The sequence below is a fragment of the Polaromonas sp. P4_F4 genome (assembly GCF_056401355.1).
This window is the reverse complement of sequence record NZ_JBFUJO010000019.1, coordinates 1-15782: the sequence shown is the minus strand read 5'-3', so window position 1 is coordinate 15782 and position 15782 is coordinate 1. Positions and strand designations below refer to the sequence as shown.

Annotated in this window: 13 protein-coding genes; 8 read left to right on the top strand and 5 right to left on the bottom strand. The window is 62.3% G+C overall.

The genetic code is table 11. From position 1 onward, the window contains the following. Positions 1 to 41: 41 nt before the first annotated feature. From sdhA to AC1DUR_RS18475, 4 genes are all read right to left on the bottom strand, one after another. Entirely contained in the window at positions 42 to 1838 is a 1797-nt protein-coding gene (sdhA, locus tag AC1DUR_RS18490; protein ID WP_477720263.1) for a succinate dehydrogenase flavoprotein subunit, read from the bottom strand. 54 nt (positions 1839 to 1892) lie between these two features. Further along, complete coding sequence (sdhD, locus tag AC1DUR_RS18485; RefSeq protein WP_011484500.1) at positions 1893 to 2258, bottom strand: succinate dehydrogenase, hydrophobic membrane anchor protein; 366 nt, start codon at positions 2256 to 2258, stop codon at positions 1893 to 1895. A gap of 16 nt (positions 2259 to 2274) precedes the next feature. Beyond that, on the bottom strand, positions 2275 to 2721 hold the full coding sequence (gene sdhC / locus AC1DUR_RS18480) for a succinate dehydrogenase, cytochrome b556 subunit (RefSeq protein ID WP_011484499.1): 447 nt from the start codon (positions 2719 to 2721) through the stop codon (positions 2275 to 2277). 336 nt (positions 2722 to 3057) lie between these two features. Further along, on the bottom strand, positions 3058 to 3828 hold the full coding sequence (locus tag AC1DUR_RS18475; RefSeq protein ID WP_477721944.1) for a GntR family transcriptional regulator: 771 nt from the start codon (positions 3826 to 3828) through the stop codon (positions 3058 to 3060). Positions 3829 to 4068: 240 nt separating this feature from the next. On the opposite strand from AC1DUR_RS18475, the gene AC1DUR_RS18470 reads away from it, so the two are divergent. The 4 genes from AC1DUR_RS18470 (at position 4069) to AC1DUR_RS18455 (ending at position 9452) form a co-directional block, all read left to right on the top strand. Further along, a complete protein-coding gene (locus AC1DUR_RS18470; RefSeq protein ID WP_477721943.1) occupies positions 4069 to 5055 on the top strand; it encodes a malate dehydrogenase in 987 nt (328 codons plus the stop codon). A 20-nt stretch (positions 5056 to 5075) separates the two neighbouring features. Continuing rightward, positions 5076 to 6065 carry an HpcH/HpaI aldolase/citrate lyase family protein gene (locus AC1DUR_RS18465; protein ID WP_477720260.1) on the top strand — a complete coding sequence of 330 codons (990 nt, stop codon included), beginning with the start codon at positions 5076 to 5078 and terminating at the stop codon, positions 6063 to 6065. Positions 6066 to 6096: 31 nt separating this feature from the next. Beyond that, entirely contained in the window at positions 6097 to 6768 is a 672-nt protein-coding gene (locus AC1DUR_RS18460; RefSeq protein WP_477720259.1) for a hypothetical protein, read from the top strand. A gap of 68 nt (positions 6769 to 6836) precedes the next feature. Continuing rightward, the gene (locus AC1DUR_RS18455; RefSeq protein WP_477721942.1) at positions 6837 to 9452 is read left to right on the top strand and encodes a bifunctional aconitate hydratase 2/2-methylisocitrate dehydratase; all 2616 of its coding nucleotides are present in this window, start codon (positions 6837 to 6839) and stop codon (positions 9450 to 9452) included. A 207-nt stretch (positions 9453 to 9659) separates the two neighbouring features. Here the strand turns inward: AC1DUR_RS18455 and AC1DUR_RS18450 are convergent, their stop codons facing one another. After that, positions 9660 to 10463: an MmyB family transcriptional regulator gene (locus AC1DUR_RS18450; protein WP_477720257.1), complete on the bottom strand. Its 804-nt coding sequence runs from the start codon at positions 10461 to 10463 to the stop codon at positions 9660 to 9662. A gap of 188 nt (positions 10464 to 10651) precedes the next feature. On the opposite strand from AC1DUR_RS18450, the gene AC1DUR_RS18445 reads away from it, so the two are divergent. The 4 genes from AC1DUR_RS18445 to AC1DUR_RS18430 form a co-directional block, all read left to right on the top strand. Beyond that, on the top strand, positions 10652 to 11065 hold the full coding sequence (locus tag AC1DUR_RS18445) for a hypothetical protein (protein WP_477720256.1): 414 nt from the start codon (positions 10652 to 10654) through the stop codon (positions 11063 to 11065). Positions 11066 to 11209: 144 nt separating this feature from the next. Then, on the top strand, positions 11210 to 14098 hold the full coding sequence (locus AC1DUR_RS18440) for an aconitate hydratase (protein WP_477721941.1): 2889 nt from the start codon (positions 11210 to 11212) through the stop codon (positions 14096 to 14098). Between the two features lie 145 nt (positions 14099 to 14243). Continuing rightward, positions 14244 to 15440: an FAD-dependent monooxygenase gene (locus AC1DUR_RS18435; RefSeq protein WP_477720254.1), complete on the top strand. Its 1197-nt coding sequence runs from the start codon at positions 14244 to 14246 to the stop codon at positions 15438 to 15440. 170 nt (positions 15441 to 15610) lie between these two features. After that, positions 15611 to 15782, top strand: a 172-nt coding sequence (locus AC1DUR_RS18430; protein WP_477718424.1) for a helix-turn-helix domain-containing protein, incomplete at its 3' end; no start/stop codon positions are given.

Genomic DNA, 15782 nt, shown 5'->3' with positions numbered 1-15782 from the left:
CTCGCGGTCTTGTTGGCTTGACTGGTTCGCTTGGCTTGCGCTTAGAAGCTGCGCACTTTGAGTGGCACGGACTCGACCGTCAGCGGCTTCATCTGCACGGGCTTGTAGCTCAGGCGGCTGCCCTCGCTGTGCCACAGCGTGTGCTTGTGCCAGTCGGTGTCGTTGCGACCATTGGGATGCTCTGGCGTATCGCCGTAGTCATCAACCGAGTGCGCGCCGCGGCTTTCGTGGCGGGCGGCAGCCGACACGATGGTGGCCTCTGCCGCCTCGATCAGGTTTTCCACTTCCAGCGCTTCGATGCGTGCGGTGTTGAAGATTTTTGACTTGTCCTTCAGGCCGATGTTCTTCACACGTTCGCGCAAGGCCGCGATCTTGGTGACGCCCTCGTCCATCAGGGCCTGGGTGCGGAACACGCCGGCATGCGTCTGCATGGCCGTGCGGATGTCGTTGGCCACATCCTGCGCGTACTCGCCGCCGCTCGCGTTGTCCAGCCGGGCAATGCGCGCCAGCGTCAGGTCGGCCGCGTCGGCCGGCAGCGGCTTGTGCGTCTTGTTGGTATTGTTGAATTCAACAATGTGGTTGCCCGCAGCGCGGCCGAACACCAGCAGGTCCAGCAGCGAATTGGTGCCCAGGCGGTTGGCGCCGTGCACGCTGACGCAGGAGCATTCGCCCACGGCATAAAGGCCGTTAACAACTTCGCTCTTGTTGTCGGCGTTCTGGGTGACCACCTGGCCATGGATGTTGGTCGGAATGCCGCCCATCTGGTAGTGGATGGTGGGCACCACGGGAATCGGTTCCTTGGTGATGTCGACGTTGGCAAAGTTGTGGCCAATCTCGAACACCGACGGCAGGCGCTTCATGATGGTCTCGGCGCCCAGGTGGGTCATGTCGAGGTTGATGTAGTCCTTGTTGGGGCCGCAGCCGCGGCCTTCCTTGATTTCCTGGTCCATGCAGCGCGACACGTAGTCACGCGGCGCCAGATCCTTGTAGGCGGGCGCATAGCGCTCCATGAAGCGTTCGCCGTTGCTGTTGCGCAAAATGGCGCCTTCGCCGCGGCAGCCTTCGGTCAGCAGCACGCCGGCGCCATGCACGCCGGTGGGGTGGAACTGCCAGAACTCCATGTCTTCCAGCGGAATGCCGGCGCGCGCGGCCATGCCCAGGCCGTCACCAGTGTTGATGAACGCGTTGGTGGAGGCCGCAAAAATGCGGCCGGCGCCACCTGTTGCGAGCAGGGTGGTCTTGGCTTCGAAGATATGCACGTCACCGGTTTCCATTTCCAGTGCGGTCACGCCCACGACATCGCCATCGGCGTCGCGGATCAGGTCCATGGCCAGCCATTCCACAAAGAAGCTGGTCTTTTCCTTGACGTTCTGCTGGTACAGCGTGTGCAGCATGGCGTGGCCGGTGCGGTCGGCGGCGGCGCAGGCGCGCTGCACCGGCTTTTCGCCGTAGTTGGCGGTGTGGCCGCCGAACGGGCGCTGGTAAATCGTGCCATCCGGGTTGCGGTCGAACGGCATGCCCATGTGTTCCAGGTCGTAGACAACCTTGGGTGCTTCACGGCACATGTATTCAATGGCGTCCTGGTCGCCGAGCCAGTCGGAACCCTTGACGGTGTCGAAGAAGTGGTAGTGCCAGTTGTCTTCCGACATGTTGCCCAGCGAGGCGCCAATGCCACCCTGCGCGGCCACCGTATGGGAGCGCGTGGGGAACACCTTGGACAGCACGGCCACGTTCAGGCCGGCGCGTGCGAGCTGCAGCGAAGCGCGCATGCCGGAGCCGCCGGCACCGACGATCACAACGTCAAATTTACGCTTGGGGAGTTTGGAGGTAGCGGTCATGTTTATTTGGGAATCTTTTTAGTCGGGGGCGGTCAGCGGTGCTTTAAACGGGCCTCACAGGCGCCACAGGACCTGAATGCCCCAGCCGGCGCACGCCACCAGCCAGACCATGGTGAACACCTGCAGGCCCAGGCGCAGCCCGACCGGCTTGATGTAGTCCATCCAGATGTCGCGCATGCCGACCCACACGTGCCAGAGCAGGGCGATGATGATGGTGAAGGTCAGCACCTTCATCCATTGCGATGAGAAAATGCCGGCCCATTTGTCATAGCCGATGGGGCCTTTGCTGAAAAGGATCTGGGCCAGTACCAGCAGGGTGAACAGGGCCATCAGGGCCGCGGTCACGCGCTGGGCCAGCCAGTCGCGCAGGCCATAGTGAGCGCCGACAACAATGCGCTTGGAGCCGTAATTGACAGACATGGTGAGCTCCTTCTAGTTAGTAAAGGCCAAACAGCTTGGCGCCGAGCACGAGCGTGAGGCCAATGCTCACGGCCAGCGTGACGGCGGCTGATGACTTGCCGAATTCCTTGCTCACGGCCGCATGGCTGGTGTCCATCCACAAGTGGCGAAGCCCTGCGATGAAATGGTGCAGGTAGGCCCAAATCAGTGCCAGCGCGACGAGCTTCCAGAGGAAACCCGGCAGGCCGAGCATGCCCGCGTTGAATGCGGACTTGAATCTGGAGAAGGAGATTTCCGACGATATCGAGGTGTCGAACATCCAGATGATGAAGGGCATCAGTAAAAACATGATGGCCCCGCTGATGCGGTGGAGGATGGAGACAAGGCCGGCGAGGGGCAGGCGATAGCTGGGGAGGTCGGTAAAGGCGTTGATGTTGCGGAACTCGGGCCGCTTCTTCGCTACGGTTGTCGCTGATTCGGACATACTTGGCTTTCTATATTTTTGAGTAACTGGTTTGTAACCATCAAAAGCTGCTCAGCCCGAAATTCTATTGCAATGCAGCATGAATCTTGGGCCGGGTGCCCCATGGCTGAAAGTTTTTATCGGAAAAAGTGGGTTTTAACGGCAAATGCGCCCCGTTCCAGTGCGCTGGAAATCTGATGGGATACACATTGGGGCACGTATCTTACAAATCGTCCCGCTCGGCCTGATTTTCCGCCGCCCGCCGCGCTGCCGCTTGCGCGTTGCCTTGGGTGGGGAAACATCGTTTTCATGGGTCTGTTGTCTTCGGGTTTTGGTTTCGGTTTCGGGGTTTCGGTTTCAACTCAGGGTGTTGTGATAGTGGTGGGTGTCGGTGCGGTAGTAGCCGCGCCGCAGCTCCATGGGGACGTCGTTGTAGGTATAGGCAATGCGCTCCACGCTCAGCAGTGGTGTTCCATGCGCTACTTTTAATAGCAGTTCACGACCATCCGTAGCGGGTTCGGCACGTATTTTTTCTTCGGCGCGAACCATGCGCACATTGAATTCGGTCTCGAACAGGGCGTACATCGGGCCGTGGTAGCCGGCCAGGCGTTCGGCGGTCAGGCCCTTGAATGGCGCGGCCGGTAGCCACAGGTCTTCCAGGATGGTGGGCGTGCCGGAAAAACTCAGCACCCGGCGCGCCTGCAGCACCGCGTCGCCAGTACGCAGCGCCAGGGCGCGTGCAATGTCGGCGCTGGCGCGGATGCGCCGGCAGTCGATGATGTCGCGCTGTGCGGGGCCTTCGCTGCCCGGAATGCCGGAGTCGGGCACAAGCTTCAGGAAGCGGAACTGCACATGCTGCTCTGCATGCGTGGCCACAAAAGTGCCTTTGCCTTGGCGGCGCACCACCAGGTTGTCGGTGGCCAGCTCGTCAATTGCCTTGCGCACCGTGCCCTGGCTGACGCGGTAACGGGCCGCCAGTTCCATTTCAGATGGAATGGCTTCGCCGGGCTTCCACTCGCCCGACTGCAGGCTTTGCAGGATCAGGCCCTTGATTTGCTGGTACAGCGGGCTGAACGCCGGGGTGGCACCTGCAAAATCATCGACAGACGAGACGGGAATGGCGGTCATGGCAGAACGGTATTAATCCTGCTTATCATATCTTATATAAGACATAAGACAAATTGACGGGCGGGCATTTTCAGGCGTAAAATCTTCGGCTGAGTCCAACGCGCAGCCTGCCTGTTCCGGGGAATTTTGGGGTAAAAGCCCCGTCCGGATTGACCTGAAATCTCCAGGCTGGCGCCAAACACCTCACGCCGTTCACACCCCTTTTTCAACCGATTTTCAAACTTCCTGGAGTCCTCAATCATGAGCAAAAAACCCGTCCGTGTTGCCGTCACTGGTGCAGCTGGTCAAATCGGTTATGCCTTGTTGTTCCGCATCGCCTCTGGCGAGATGCTCGGCAAGGACCAGCCTGTCATTCTGCAATTGCTCGAAGTGCCGGTTGAAGGCCCCCAGAAAGCGCTCAAGGGCGTGATGATGGAGCTTGACGACTGCGCATTCCCGCTGCTGGTCGGCATGGAGGCGCACAGCGACCCGATGACCGCGTTCAAGGATGCCGACTACGCGCTGCTGGTCGGTTCGCGTCCGCGCGGCCCCGGCATGGAGCGCGCTGAACTGCTGGCCGTCAATGGCGCCATCTTCACCGCGCAAGGCAAGGCCCTCAACGCCGTGGCCAGCCGCAACGTCAAGGTGCTGGTGGTCGGCAATCCGGCCAATACCAACGCCTACATCGCCATGAAGAGCGCGCCCGACCTGCCGCGCAAGAACTTCACCGCCATGCTGCGCCTGGATCACAACCGTGCCGCCAGCCAGATCGCTGCCAAGACCGGCAAGGCCGTGGCTGACATTGAAAAACTCACCGTCTGGGGCAACCACTCGCCCACCATGTACGCCGACTACCGTTTTGCCACCATCAACGGCGAAAGCGTCGCCAAGATGATCAACGACCAGGAATGGAACGCCAATGTGTTCCTGCCCACCGTGGGCAAGCGTGGCGCCGCCATCATTGAAGCCCGTGGTTTGTCGTCGGCTGCCTCGGCCGCCAACGCCGCCATCGACCATATGCGCGACTGGGCCCTCGGCACCAACGGCAAATGGGTCACCATGGGCATCCCGTCGGACGGCCAGTACGGCATTCCGAAAGACACGATGTTCGGTTTCCCCGTGACCTGCGAAAACGGCGAGTACAAACTGGTCGAAGGCCTGGAGATTGACGCGTTCAGCCAGGAGCGTATCAACAAGACGCTGGAAGAGTTGCAAGGCGAGCAGGCAGGCGTTGCCCATTTGCTCTGATTGCAAAGGCAAATTCAGTAGTGAAACATCCGCGCGAAGTTCTCCTCGGCGCTCAGGCCGCAAGCGGTGTCCTGCCTGTTTGTGACCACTACAGCGGCGTGGAGGCGCGGATGCGCAAAAGCCTGCAACTGCAGGCCGAGATGTGCGAGGAGTTTGGCGCCTGCGTTTTTGACGTGACGCTGGACTGCGAAGACGGCGCACCCGTAGGCGGCGAGGCCGACCACGCGGCCATGGTGGTAGCACTGGCCACGCTTGCCAGCGACAAGGCCCGTGTGGCCGTTCGCGTGCATGCGGTAGACCATCCGGCTTTTGAGTCCGACATGGCCACCATTGCCAGCAAGCTGGCGCAACGGCTTTCGCACATCATGGTGCCCAAGGTCGAGTCGGTCGATGACGTGATCAGGGCAGAACAGGCGCTGATCGCCGCATCGGCCGGCGACTTGCCGCTGCATGTGCTGATCGAATCGCCGCTGGCGGTGCACAACGCCTTTGACATTGCCGCGCATCCGCGCGTGCAGTCGCTCAGCTTCGGGCTGATGGATTTTGTCTCCGCCCACGGCGGCGCGATTCCGGCCGACGGCATGAGCAGCCAGGGCCAGTTCACGCATCCGCTGGTGGTGCGCGCCAAGCTCGAGATTGCCTCCGCCTGCCATGCGCATGGCAAGGTGCCATCGCATTGCGTTGTCACAGAGTTCAATGACACGGCTGCCATGACCCTGGCCGCCCGCCATGCGGCTCGCCAATTGGGCTACACCCGCATGTGGAGCATTCACCCCAACCAGATCCGCCCCATCCTGGAGGCCTTTGCGCCCAGCGAGGGCGAGATTGAAGATGCTACAAAAATAATAGCTGCTGCTGAGCGCGCTGATTGGGCTCCCATTAGTTTTGAAGGTAAATTGCACGACCGCGCGAGTTACCGTTATTACTGGCAGGTGCTGGAGCGCGCGCACCAGACGGGTCGGGCGCTGCCCGCCGAAGCCCGGACTTATTTCCAGACCGCTCATTCCTGAGCATCCCCTCACCAAGATTGTCACCAACCGCATGAAAACCATTCACTCCGCCACCCTTGCTGCCACTGCTGCCACGATGGTCGCTGCTGTTTTGCTGGCCAGCCCTGGCATGGCGGCGGCGCAAACCACAGCCGACAAGCCTGCTGCCCCTGCCGCCAAAGCTGCGGCCAAACCAGCTGCCGCCAAAAAACCGGCTGTCAGCGCCGACCGCACCAACCTCAAAACCACGGCCAAAAACGTGGCGGCGGGCATTGAGGCCGCGGAGGATGCAATGACGCCAGCCGAGCTGGCCATTGCCGAGCGCGTGCATGTGGGCAGTCTGCCTTGCGAACTCGGTGCTTCGGTCACGCTGACGGCGGACACCAAAGCCCCCGGCTACTTTGACCTGCAAGGCAAGAACTTCAAATATCGCATGTTCCCGGTGGCCACCACCACCGGCGCCATTCGCCTGGAAGACAAAAAGGCCGGTGCGGTGTGGCTGCAATTGGCCAACAAATCGATGCTGATGAACCAGAAACTGGGCATCCGCCTGGCCGACGAGTGCGTGAGCCCGTCGCAAGTGGCGGTGGGCGAGGCCATGAAGCTGAACCCGCCAGCCAGCGTGCTGGATGCGCCCAAGCCTGTGGCCGCTGCCGTGACGGCGCCGGTCATTGCGCAGCCAGCGGCTGTCGCACCTGCGCCCGCCGCGCCGGCCGTCAGGTAAGCACCACTTTCAGCCCCCAAGACCCAACCCGCGATCCCCACGATTTTTGAATACAGGAGAAAACCAGCATGTCGTCCGAGTTTTTGCAAAGCTACCGCAACCATGTCGCCGAGCGCGCCATTGCGGGCATTTCACCGCTGCCGCTGTCGGCCCAGCAAACCGCCGAGGTCATTGAGCTGCTGAAAAACCCGCCGAAGGGCGAGGACGCATTTCTGGTTGAACTCATCACCCACCGTGTTCCCGCCGGCGTCGATGACGCTGCCAAGGTCAAGGCCAGCTACCTGGCGGCCGTGGCCCACGGTACCGAAAAGTGCGCGCTGATCTCGCGCGAAAAAGCCACCCAATTGCTGGGCACCATGCTGGGCGGCTACAACATCAGCCCGATGATTGCGCTGCTTGACGACGCCGAAGACAGTGTGGCCGCGCAAGCGGCCAGCGGCCTGAAGAACACCCTGCTGATGTTCGACCAGTTCCACGACGTCCAGGAAAAATCCGACAAGGGCAACAAATACGCCAAGGCCGTGCTGCAAAGCTGGGCCGACGCCGAATGGTTCACCAGCCGCCCCGAGGTGCCCGAGTCCATCAAGTTGACCGTGTTCAAGGTTGCCGGCGAAATCAATACCGACGACCTGTCTCCCGCGCCCGACGCCTGGAGCCGCCCCGATATTCCACTGCATGCGCTGGCCATGCACAAGAATGCCCGTCCTGGCGTCACGCCCGAAGAAGACGGCAAGCGCGGCCCGGTCAAGTTCATTGAAGAGCTCAAGGCCAAGGGCAATCTCGTGGCCTATGTGGGCGACGTGGTGGGCACGGGTTCATCGCGCAAGTCAGCGACCAACTCGGTGCTGTGGTGGACCGGCCAGGACATCCCCTATGTGCCCAACAAGCGCTTTGGCGGTGTTTGCCTGGGCGGCAAGATCGCTCCGATTTTCTACAACACCATGGAAGATTCCGGCGCGCTGCCGATCGAACTCGACGTGAGCCAGATGGCCATGGGCGACGTGATCGAGCTGCGCCCCTACGAAGGCAAGGCCCTGAAAGACGGCAAGGTGATCGCCGAGTTCAAGCTCAAGAGCGATGTGCTGTTTGACGAAGTGCGCGCCGGTGGCCGCATTCCGCTGATCGTCGGCCGCGGTCTGACCGCCAAGGCGCGCTTAGCGCTGGGCCTGCCGGTGTCGACCCAGTTCCGTCTGCCGCAAAACCCCGTTGACAGCGGCCGCGGTTTCACGCTGGCGCAAAAAATGGTCGGCCGCGCGGTCGGCCTGCCTGAAGGTCAGGGCGTACGCCCCGGTACCTACTGTGAACCCAAGATGACCTCTGTCGGTTCGCAGGACACCACCGGCCCGATGACGCGCGACGAACTGAAAGACCTGGCCTGCCTGGGCTTCAGCTCCGACCTGGTGATGCAGTCCTTCTGCCACACCGCGGCCTATCCGAAACCGGTGGACGTGAAGATGCACCACGAGCTGCCTGACTTCATCAGCACGCGCGGCGGCATTTCGCTGCGTCCCGGCGACGGCATCATCCACAGCTGGCTCAACCGCATGCTGTTGCCCGACACCGTGGGCACCGGCGGCGACAGCCATACCCGTTTCCCCATCGGCATCAGCTTCCCCGCGGGTTCCGGCCTCGTGGCTTTCGGCGCCGCCACCGGCGTGATGCCGCTGGACATGCCTGAGTCGGTGCTGGTTCGCTTCAAGGGCGAAATGCAGCCCGGCATCACCCTGCGCGACCTGGTCAATGCCATTCCGCTGTACGCCATCAAGGCCGGTTTGCTGACGGTGGCCAAGCAGGGCAAGAAAAACGTCTTCTCGGGCCGCATCCTGGAGATTGAAGGCTTGCCTGACTTGAAGGTAGAGCAGGCGTTTGAACTGAGCGATGCATCTGCCGAGCGCTCCGCCGGTGGTTGCACGGTGCACCTGAACAAGGAACCCATCATCGAATACATCACCAGCAACATCACGATGCTGAAATGGATGATTGCGACGGGGTACTCGGATGTGCGCACTATCAACCGCCGTATCGCCGCCATGGAAGCCTGGCTGGCCGATCCGCAGCTGCTCAAAGGCGATGCGGATGCCGAATACGCCGCCGTGATCGAGATCGACCTGGCCGACATCCACGAACCCATCGTGGCCTGCCCGAACGATCCGGACGACGTGAAGACGCTGGCCGACGTGGCGGGTTCCAAGATCGACGAAGTGTTCATCGGTTCCTGCATGACCAACATCGGCCATTTCCGCGCCGCGTCCAAGCTGCTCGAAAACAAGCGCGACATTCCCGTGAAACTCTGGATGGCTCCGCCGACCAAGATGGATGCCAAGCAGCTGACCGAAGAAGGCCATTACGGCGTGCTCGGCTCGGCCGGCGCGCGCATGGAAATGCCGGGTTGCAGCCTGTGTATGGGCAATCAGGCGCAGGTGAAAGAGGGCGCCACGGTGTTCTCCACGTCCACCCGCAACTTCCCGAACCGCCTGGGCAAGAACTCCAATGTGTACCTCGGCTCCGCCGAGCTGGCCGCAATCTGTTCCAAGCTCGGTCGCATCCCGACCAAGGCGGAGTACATGGCCGACATGGGCGTGTTGACGGCGGCCAGCAGCACCGTGTACCAGTACCTGAACTTTGACAAGGTCAAGGATTACACGGATATGGCGGACACCGTGAAGGATGGCGTGGCAGCGTAAGCTTCCATCCACTTCCATTCCGCGTTCACCCGGACCCCTCAAAAAGTCTGGCAGGTTCGACAAAAAGCCCCGCAGCGAAAGTTGCGGGGCTTTTTCTTTTTGTTTCAACAGTGTCTGTAGTCAACGCTCTATCTGCTCTATCTGCTCTATCTGCTCTATCTGCTCTATCTGAGTAAGGCGCTGTTCAATGGGAGCCAATGAGCCGGGTCAAGTCTGCGGCATCAAGGTCTGCAGGGTTTTCCTGGTGAACTCATCGGCCGGAAAGAATGTCTCCATCGCCAGCTCCTGCAGCGTGACGTCGACGGGCGAGCCGAAGATGGTGGTGGTGCTGATCAATGTCAGCACGCCGGCCGGCGTGGTGAACTTGAAGGGCATGACGACACCCGCGTGCTCGCCGTCGAGCTGCAGGCCGGCGTTGTCTTCAGGCTCGGGGTAGGCCTTCAGTTCTTCCAGCAGGGCCACCAGCACCGGGTCGGCGGTAGCCGTGATTTGCTGGCGCAGGCGTTCGAACAGGTGGGCGCGCCACTGCGCCAGGTTGGCAATTTTTGGGGCCAGCCCCAGCGGGTGCAGGCTCAGGCGCAACACATTCACGGGCGCCTGCAGCAGCGACGCATCGGCCCCGGCCATCAGGTGCGGCACCATGCGGTTGGCCGCGACCAGGTTCCAGTGCCGGTCGATTGCCAAGGCGGGGTAGGGTTCGTGGCTTTTCAGCAGCAACTCCACCGCCTGCCGGGCCGAATCCAGCGCCGGATCATGGAGTGGCCGCTCGCGGTACATCGGTGCATAGCCCGCCGCCACCAGCAGGGCATTGCGCTCGCGCAGCGGAATGTCCAGGCGCTCAGAAAGGCGCAACACCATTTCACGGCTGGGAACGGACCGGCCGGTTTCCACAAAACTCAGGTGCCGGGTCGAAATCTCCGCCTCATGGGCCAGGTCCAGCTGGCTCAGGCGACGGTGCCGGCGCCAGTGGCGCAGGTGATCACCAAACGGTTGGAGGGTGCTTGTGTTCATGGTGCCATCCTAAAGCGCCAGCAGGCCGGTATTCCATTACCTCCCACGTCATCGACTTGCGGCGCCCCCGCGGGAATGATTCAAGTCCATGCCGCACTGATTGATAGCCAGGTGCGCTGGCTGACTTAACCGGCTATCTCAACCCAGGTTCAATTCAAGTTAATCCAAGTTAATCCAAGGAGTTTGCAATGTCTTCCATTTCGTTCATGTCCTCCCCCAACTTCCTGCGCAATGTGCTGCGTGCCGATGCGCTCTCGTGCGTGGCTTGCGGTGTGCTTCAGGTCGTTTTCACGGGCCACATGGCCCAACTGCTGGGCTTGCCTGAGGCCTTGCTGGCCTACACCGGCGAATTTTTGCTCGTGTATGCGGCGGCGGTGGCCTTTGTTTCCACGCGTGACCCCTTGCCGAGGCCCCTGGTCTGGGTGCTGCTGGCGGGTAATCTGGGCTGGGCCATCGCTTGTGCGCTGCTGCTGGTCAGTGGCCGCGTGGCGCCCTCCCTGCTGGGTGCGGCCTATGTGGTGGCGCAGGCGCTGACCGTGGCGGTGCTGGCCGAACTCCAGTTTTTCGGATTACGCCGCTCGGCGCCCCAGCCGGCCTGGTGAAGGGGCTGGCAAAGGTGGTTGCGGGCCTTGTGCGGCAGGCCGTGAAAGCTCGCGCCACCTTGCCGGGTATGTTGCCAAAGGCTCCCACATCAGCCCGGCGCCTGCCAGAATGGAGGCTGTTGGTTTAACAAAAAGGAGTCTGCCATGGCCAAATTGCCTACGCCCGCCCGTCCTTCCCATGCTTTCGCTGCAACGCGCAAAACCTTCAAAACCGCGTCAGGCAAAACGGGCGAGTTCTATTCCCTGCCCGCGCTGGCCAAACAGTTCCCCAAGGTGGCGCGCCTGCCGGTGTCCATACGCATCGTGCTCGAGTCGGTGCTGCGCAACTGCGATGGAAAAAAAGTGACGGCCGAGCATGTGGCGGAGGTGGCCAACTGGGCGCCCCGTGCGGACCGTACGCAGGAAATCCCCTTTGTGGTTTCGCGCGTGGTGCTGCAGGACTTCACAGGCGTGCCGCTGCTGGCCGACCTGGCTGCGATGCGCAGCGTCGCCCTGAAGTTGGGCAAGAACCCGAAATCGATTGAGCCGCTGGTGCCGGTGGACCTGGTGGTGGACCATTCCATCATGGTTGACTACTACGGCAAGAAGAATTCGCTGGACCTGAACATGAAGCTCGAATTCCAGCGCAACCGCGAGCGCTACGAATTCATGAAATGGGGCATGCAGGCCTTTGACACCTTTGGCGTGGTGCCTCCAGGATTCGGCATCGTGCACCAGGTCAATCTCGAATACCTGGCGCGCGGCGTGCACAAGACAAAAGAAGGGGTGTATTACCCCGACTCGCTGGTCGGCACCGACAGCCACACCACCATGATCAACGGTATTGGCGTGGTGGCCTGGGGCGTGGGCGGCATTGAAGCGGAAGCCGCCATGCTGGGCCAGCCGGTGTATTTCCTCACGCCTGACGTGGTGGGTTTTGAACTGACGGGCCGGCTGCGCGAGGGTGTCACGGCGACCGACCTGGTGCTGCGCGTGACGGAGACCCTGCGCAAGGAAAAGGTCGTCGGCAAGTTTGTCGAATTCTTCGGCGAAGGCACCCGCACGCTGGCCCTGCCCGACCGTGCCACGATTGGCAACATGGCGCCCGAATACGGCGCCACCATGGGTTTTTTCCCGGTGGATGAAAAAACCATCGAGTACTTCAAGGGCACCGGGCGCACCAAGGACGAAATCGAGGCGTTCGAGGCTTACTTCAGGGCGCAGGGCCTGTTCGGCGTGGCCAAGGCCGGTGACATTGACTATTCGCAGGTGGTCAAGCTCGACCTGGGCGACGTCACGCCCAGCCTGGCCGGCCCCAAACGACCGCAAGACCGCATCGAACTGGGTCATGTGGCCAGCCAGTTCGCCTCGCTTTTTAGCAAGCCGATTGCGGACAACGGCTTCAACCAGCCTGCCGGCATGCTGGCTACGCGGCACTTGCTGCGGCACACGGACGATGGCCGCGCCGATACTCTCCCGGGGGCGCTTCCCACGCCAATGGGTGCGCCGCGCTCGGTGGTCGAAATGGAAGGCAACCGCCCCACGCTGGCCACGATGGCAGCAGCCCATCCCGAGGTCCCCACGCCCGAGTCCAAAAAAGCCGGCATCAGCATCGGCAACGGCGATGTGCTGATTGCGGCGATCACCAGCTGCACCAACACGTCGAACCCCAGCGTGTTGCTGGCGGCGGGCCTGCTGGCCAAAAAAGCGGTGGAAGCGGGCCTGAAAGTGCAGCCGCACATCAAGACCTCCCTGGCTCCCGGCTCACGTATCGTGACCGAATACCTGACCGAAACCGGCTTGTTGCCTTACCTTGAAAAGCTGGGCTTTGCCCTGGCCGGTTACGGCTGCACCACCTGCATCGGCAACGCCGGGGATTTGACGCCCGAGATCAACGAAGCCATCACCAAGAGCGACCTGGTGTGCGCCGCCGTGCTGTCGGGCAATCGCAACTTCGAAGCCCGCATCCATCCCAACCTGAAAGCCAACTTCTTGGCCAGCCCGCCGCTGGTGGTGGCGTATGCCATTGCCGGCACGGTGATGCGCGACCTGATGACCGAGCCGGTCGGCAAGGGCAAGGGTGGCAAGGATGTCTACCTGGGCGATATCTGGCCGACCAGCGATGAGATTGACAAGCTCATGAAGTACGCCATGAACGGCAAAGCCTTCCGCGCCAATTACGCCAAGGTCAAGACCGAGCCGGGCAAGCTTTGGGAAAACATCAAGGGGGTGACAGGCACCTCCTACACCTGGCCCACCAGCACCTACATCGCCGAGCCGCCATTCTTCAAGGATTTCACCATGGCCGCGGGCGAGGCCGGCAGCGTGTCGGTCAAGAGCGCACGCATCATGGCGCTGTTTGGCGACTCCATCACCACCGACCATATTTCGCCTGCCGGCTCCATCAAGGCCAGCTCGCCGGCAGGCTTGTGGCTGCAGGCGCACGGTGTGCAGAAGGCCGACTTCAACWASTACGGCKCRCGCCGCGGCAACCACGACGTGATGATGCGCGGCACCTTTGCSAATGTGCGCATCAAGAACCTGATGATTCCGCCGGATGCAACGGGCTCGCGTGAAGAAGGCGGGGTGACGCTGTTCCAGCCGGGACAGGAGAAGATGTTCATTTACGACGCCGCCATGAAGTACATTGAAGAAGGCACGCCAACGGTGATTTTTGCCGGCGAGGAATACGGCACCGGCTCGTCGCGCGACTGGGCGGCCAAGGGCACCCAGCTGCTGGGCATCAAGGCCGTGGTGGCCCGCAGCTTCGAGCGCATTCACCGCAGCAACCTGGTGGGCATGGGCGTCCTGCCCTTGCAGTTCAGGCCCGGCGAATCGTGGCAGACCCTCAAACTCACGGGCAACGAAGTCATCGACGTGATTCCCCACCCCGAACTCAAGCCCCAGAGCGATGCCACGCTGGTCATCACCCGCGCCGACGGCTCGCGTGAAGAGGTCAGCGTGATCCTGCGCATCGACACGCCCATCGAAGTGGACTACTACCGCAACGGCGGCATTCTGCCTTTCGTGCTTCGGCAGCTTCTCGCTGCATGAGCACCCAGGACATTTTTGAAAATCACCAAGCGACCGCGCGGCGAGGTGCTCAGCCGGCTTCTCGCTGCCTGAACACGAACAGCAGGAGTGTCAAGCGCACGGCTGCCGGTCGAAGCATTCAAGCCCTGATGGCAGCAATGGCAGCATGATGAGGCAAGCCTTGATTGCCGGTGGCGGCATCGGTGGGCTGGCGGCGGCGCTGTCCGCCTCGCGGGCGGGCTGGGAAGTGCGCCTGTTTGAACGCGCAAGCGTTTTCAGCGACGTGGGCGCCGGCGTTCAGCTGGGCCCCAACGTCGTCAAGGTGCTGCACGGCTGGGGGCTGGCTCAGCCGCTTGATGCGGTGGCCGCGTTTCCCGGGCGCCTGCAGGTGCGCAGCGCCGTGTCGAGCCAGGTGCTGGGCGAGTTGCCGCTGGGGGCCAGCATGGTCCGGCGTTATGGTGCGCCTTATGTCACGCTGCACCGTGCCGACCTGCACGGCCTGCTGCTCCAGGCCGTGCAGCAGCAGACCGACGCGAAACTTCACCTGGACCGTCCGCTGCAATCTTTCAGCCAGACGGCGCAGGCCGTCACGGTGAAAACCGAAGGCGGGCCGGAAATTGAGGGCGACGCCCTGGTTGGCGCCGATGGCGTGTGGAGCACGGTGCGCCAGCAGCTGCTGGGCGACGGCCTGCCGCGGCGCACCGGCCACCTTGCCTACCGGGCACTGGTGTCGCAGGCCAGTCTGCCCGAAAAGCTCAGGACCCAGCATGTCACGGTCTGGCTGGGTCCGCGCATGCACGTGGTGCAGTACCCGGTGCGCAGCGGCGAGTGGCTCAATGTGGTGGCCATCGTGCATGGCGAAGTAGCCGCAGATGCCGACCCCTGGGACCACAGCGCCAATGCGGTCGACCTGGCCGCGGCGCTGGCCGGCAGCTGTGCCGCGCTGCGCGAGCTGGTGGACGCCCTGGCCGGCTGGCGCTTGTGGGCACTGAGCGATCGAGCGCCCATGCAGGACTCCCACCAGCATGCGGTAGGTCGCGTGGCCCTGCTGGGCGATGCCGCCCACCCGATGCTGCCCTACCTGGCGCAAGGCGCCGGCATGGCGATTGAAGACGCCGCCGAGCTGGGCCACACCCTGGCGCAGGCGCTGGACCCGGCCTTTGATGTACCGACCATGCTGCAGCGTTATGCGCTGAACCGCTGGCAGCGCAATGCGCAAGTGCAGACCAGGGCCTTGCGCAACGGCCAGATATTCCATGCGGACGGACTGTTGCGCTGGGGGCGGGATGCCGCGCTGAAGGTGCTGGGGGAGAAGCTGCTGGATATGCCCTGGCTTTATGGTGGGGTGTCCAAGGTCTTGTAGGTTGCTATTGAATTAATAGCTGATTGGCTCTGCTGAGGGCAGCTGGCTGGGGGTAGCCCGGCGGCTGGCTACTCACTTTTCTTTTGCTTCGCTGTATAGACCGGGGACATAGGTGACAGGTGTGCGGGGACATGGTGGACACTTTCCGGCGAATTTGCCGGAGGATCACCATGCCTTGGAAAGCACAAGACACCATGAGTCTGAAACAGGAATTTGTCGCACTGGCTACGAAAGATGGAGCGAATCGCCGTGAGCTGTGCCGGCGCTTCGGGATCAGCCCGCAGACGGGCTACAAATGGCTGCAGCGCTATGCCACCGAAGGCGGAGCCGGGCTTGCAGAGG

Excerpts from the sequence above, each read along its gene's own strand:
- AC1DUR_RS18445 (WP_477720256.1), top strand. The coding sequence starts at position 10,652 with ATGTCTTCCATTTCGTTCATGTCCTCCCCCAACTTCCTGCGCAATGTG.
- AC1DUR_RS18470 (WP_477721943.1), top strand. The coding sequence starts at position 4,069 with ATGAGCAAAAAACCCGTCCGTGTTGCCGTCACTGGTGCAGCTGGTCAA.
- AC1DUR_RS18460 (WP_477720259.1), top strand. The coding sequence starts at position 6,097 with ATGAAAACCATTCACTCCGCCACCCTTGCTGCCACTGCTGCCACGATG.
- AC1DUR_RS18455 (WP_477721942.1), top strand. The coding sequence starts at position 6,837 with ATGTCGTCCGAGTTTTTGCAAAGCTACCGCAACCATGTCGCCGAGCGC.
- sdhD (WP_011484500.1), bottom strand. The coding sequence starts at position 2,258 with ATGTCTGTCAATTACGGCTCCAAGCGCATTGTTGTCGGCGCTCACTAT.
- sdhA (WP_477720263.1), bottom strand. The coding sequence starts at position 1,838 with ATGACCGCTACCTCCAAACTCCCCAAGCGTAAATTTGACGTTGTGATC.
- AC1DUR_RS18475 (WP_477721944.1), bottom strand. The coding sequence starts at position 3,828 with ATGACCGCCATTCCCGTCTCGTCTGTCGATGATTTTGCAGGTGCCACC.
- AC1DUR_RS18450 (WP_477720257.1), bottom strand. The coding sequence starts at position 10,463 with ATGAACACAAGCACCCTCCAACCGTTTGGTGATCACCTGCGCCACTGG.
- AC1DUR_RS18435 (WP_477720254.1), top strand. The coding sequence starts at position 14,244 with ATGATGAGGCAAGCCTTGATTGCCGGTGGCGGCATCGGTGGGCTGGCG.
- sdhC (WP_011484499.1), bottom strand. The coding sequence starts at position 2,721 with ATGTCCGAATCAGCGACAACCGTAGCGAAGAAGCGGCCCGAGTTCCGC.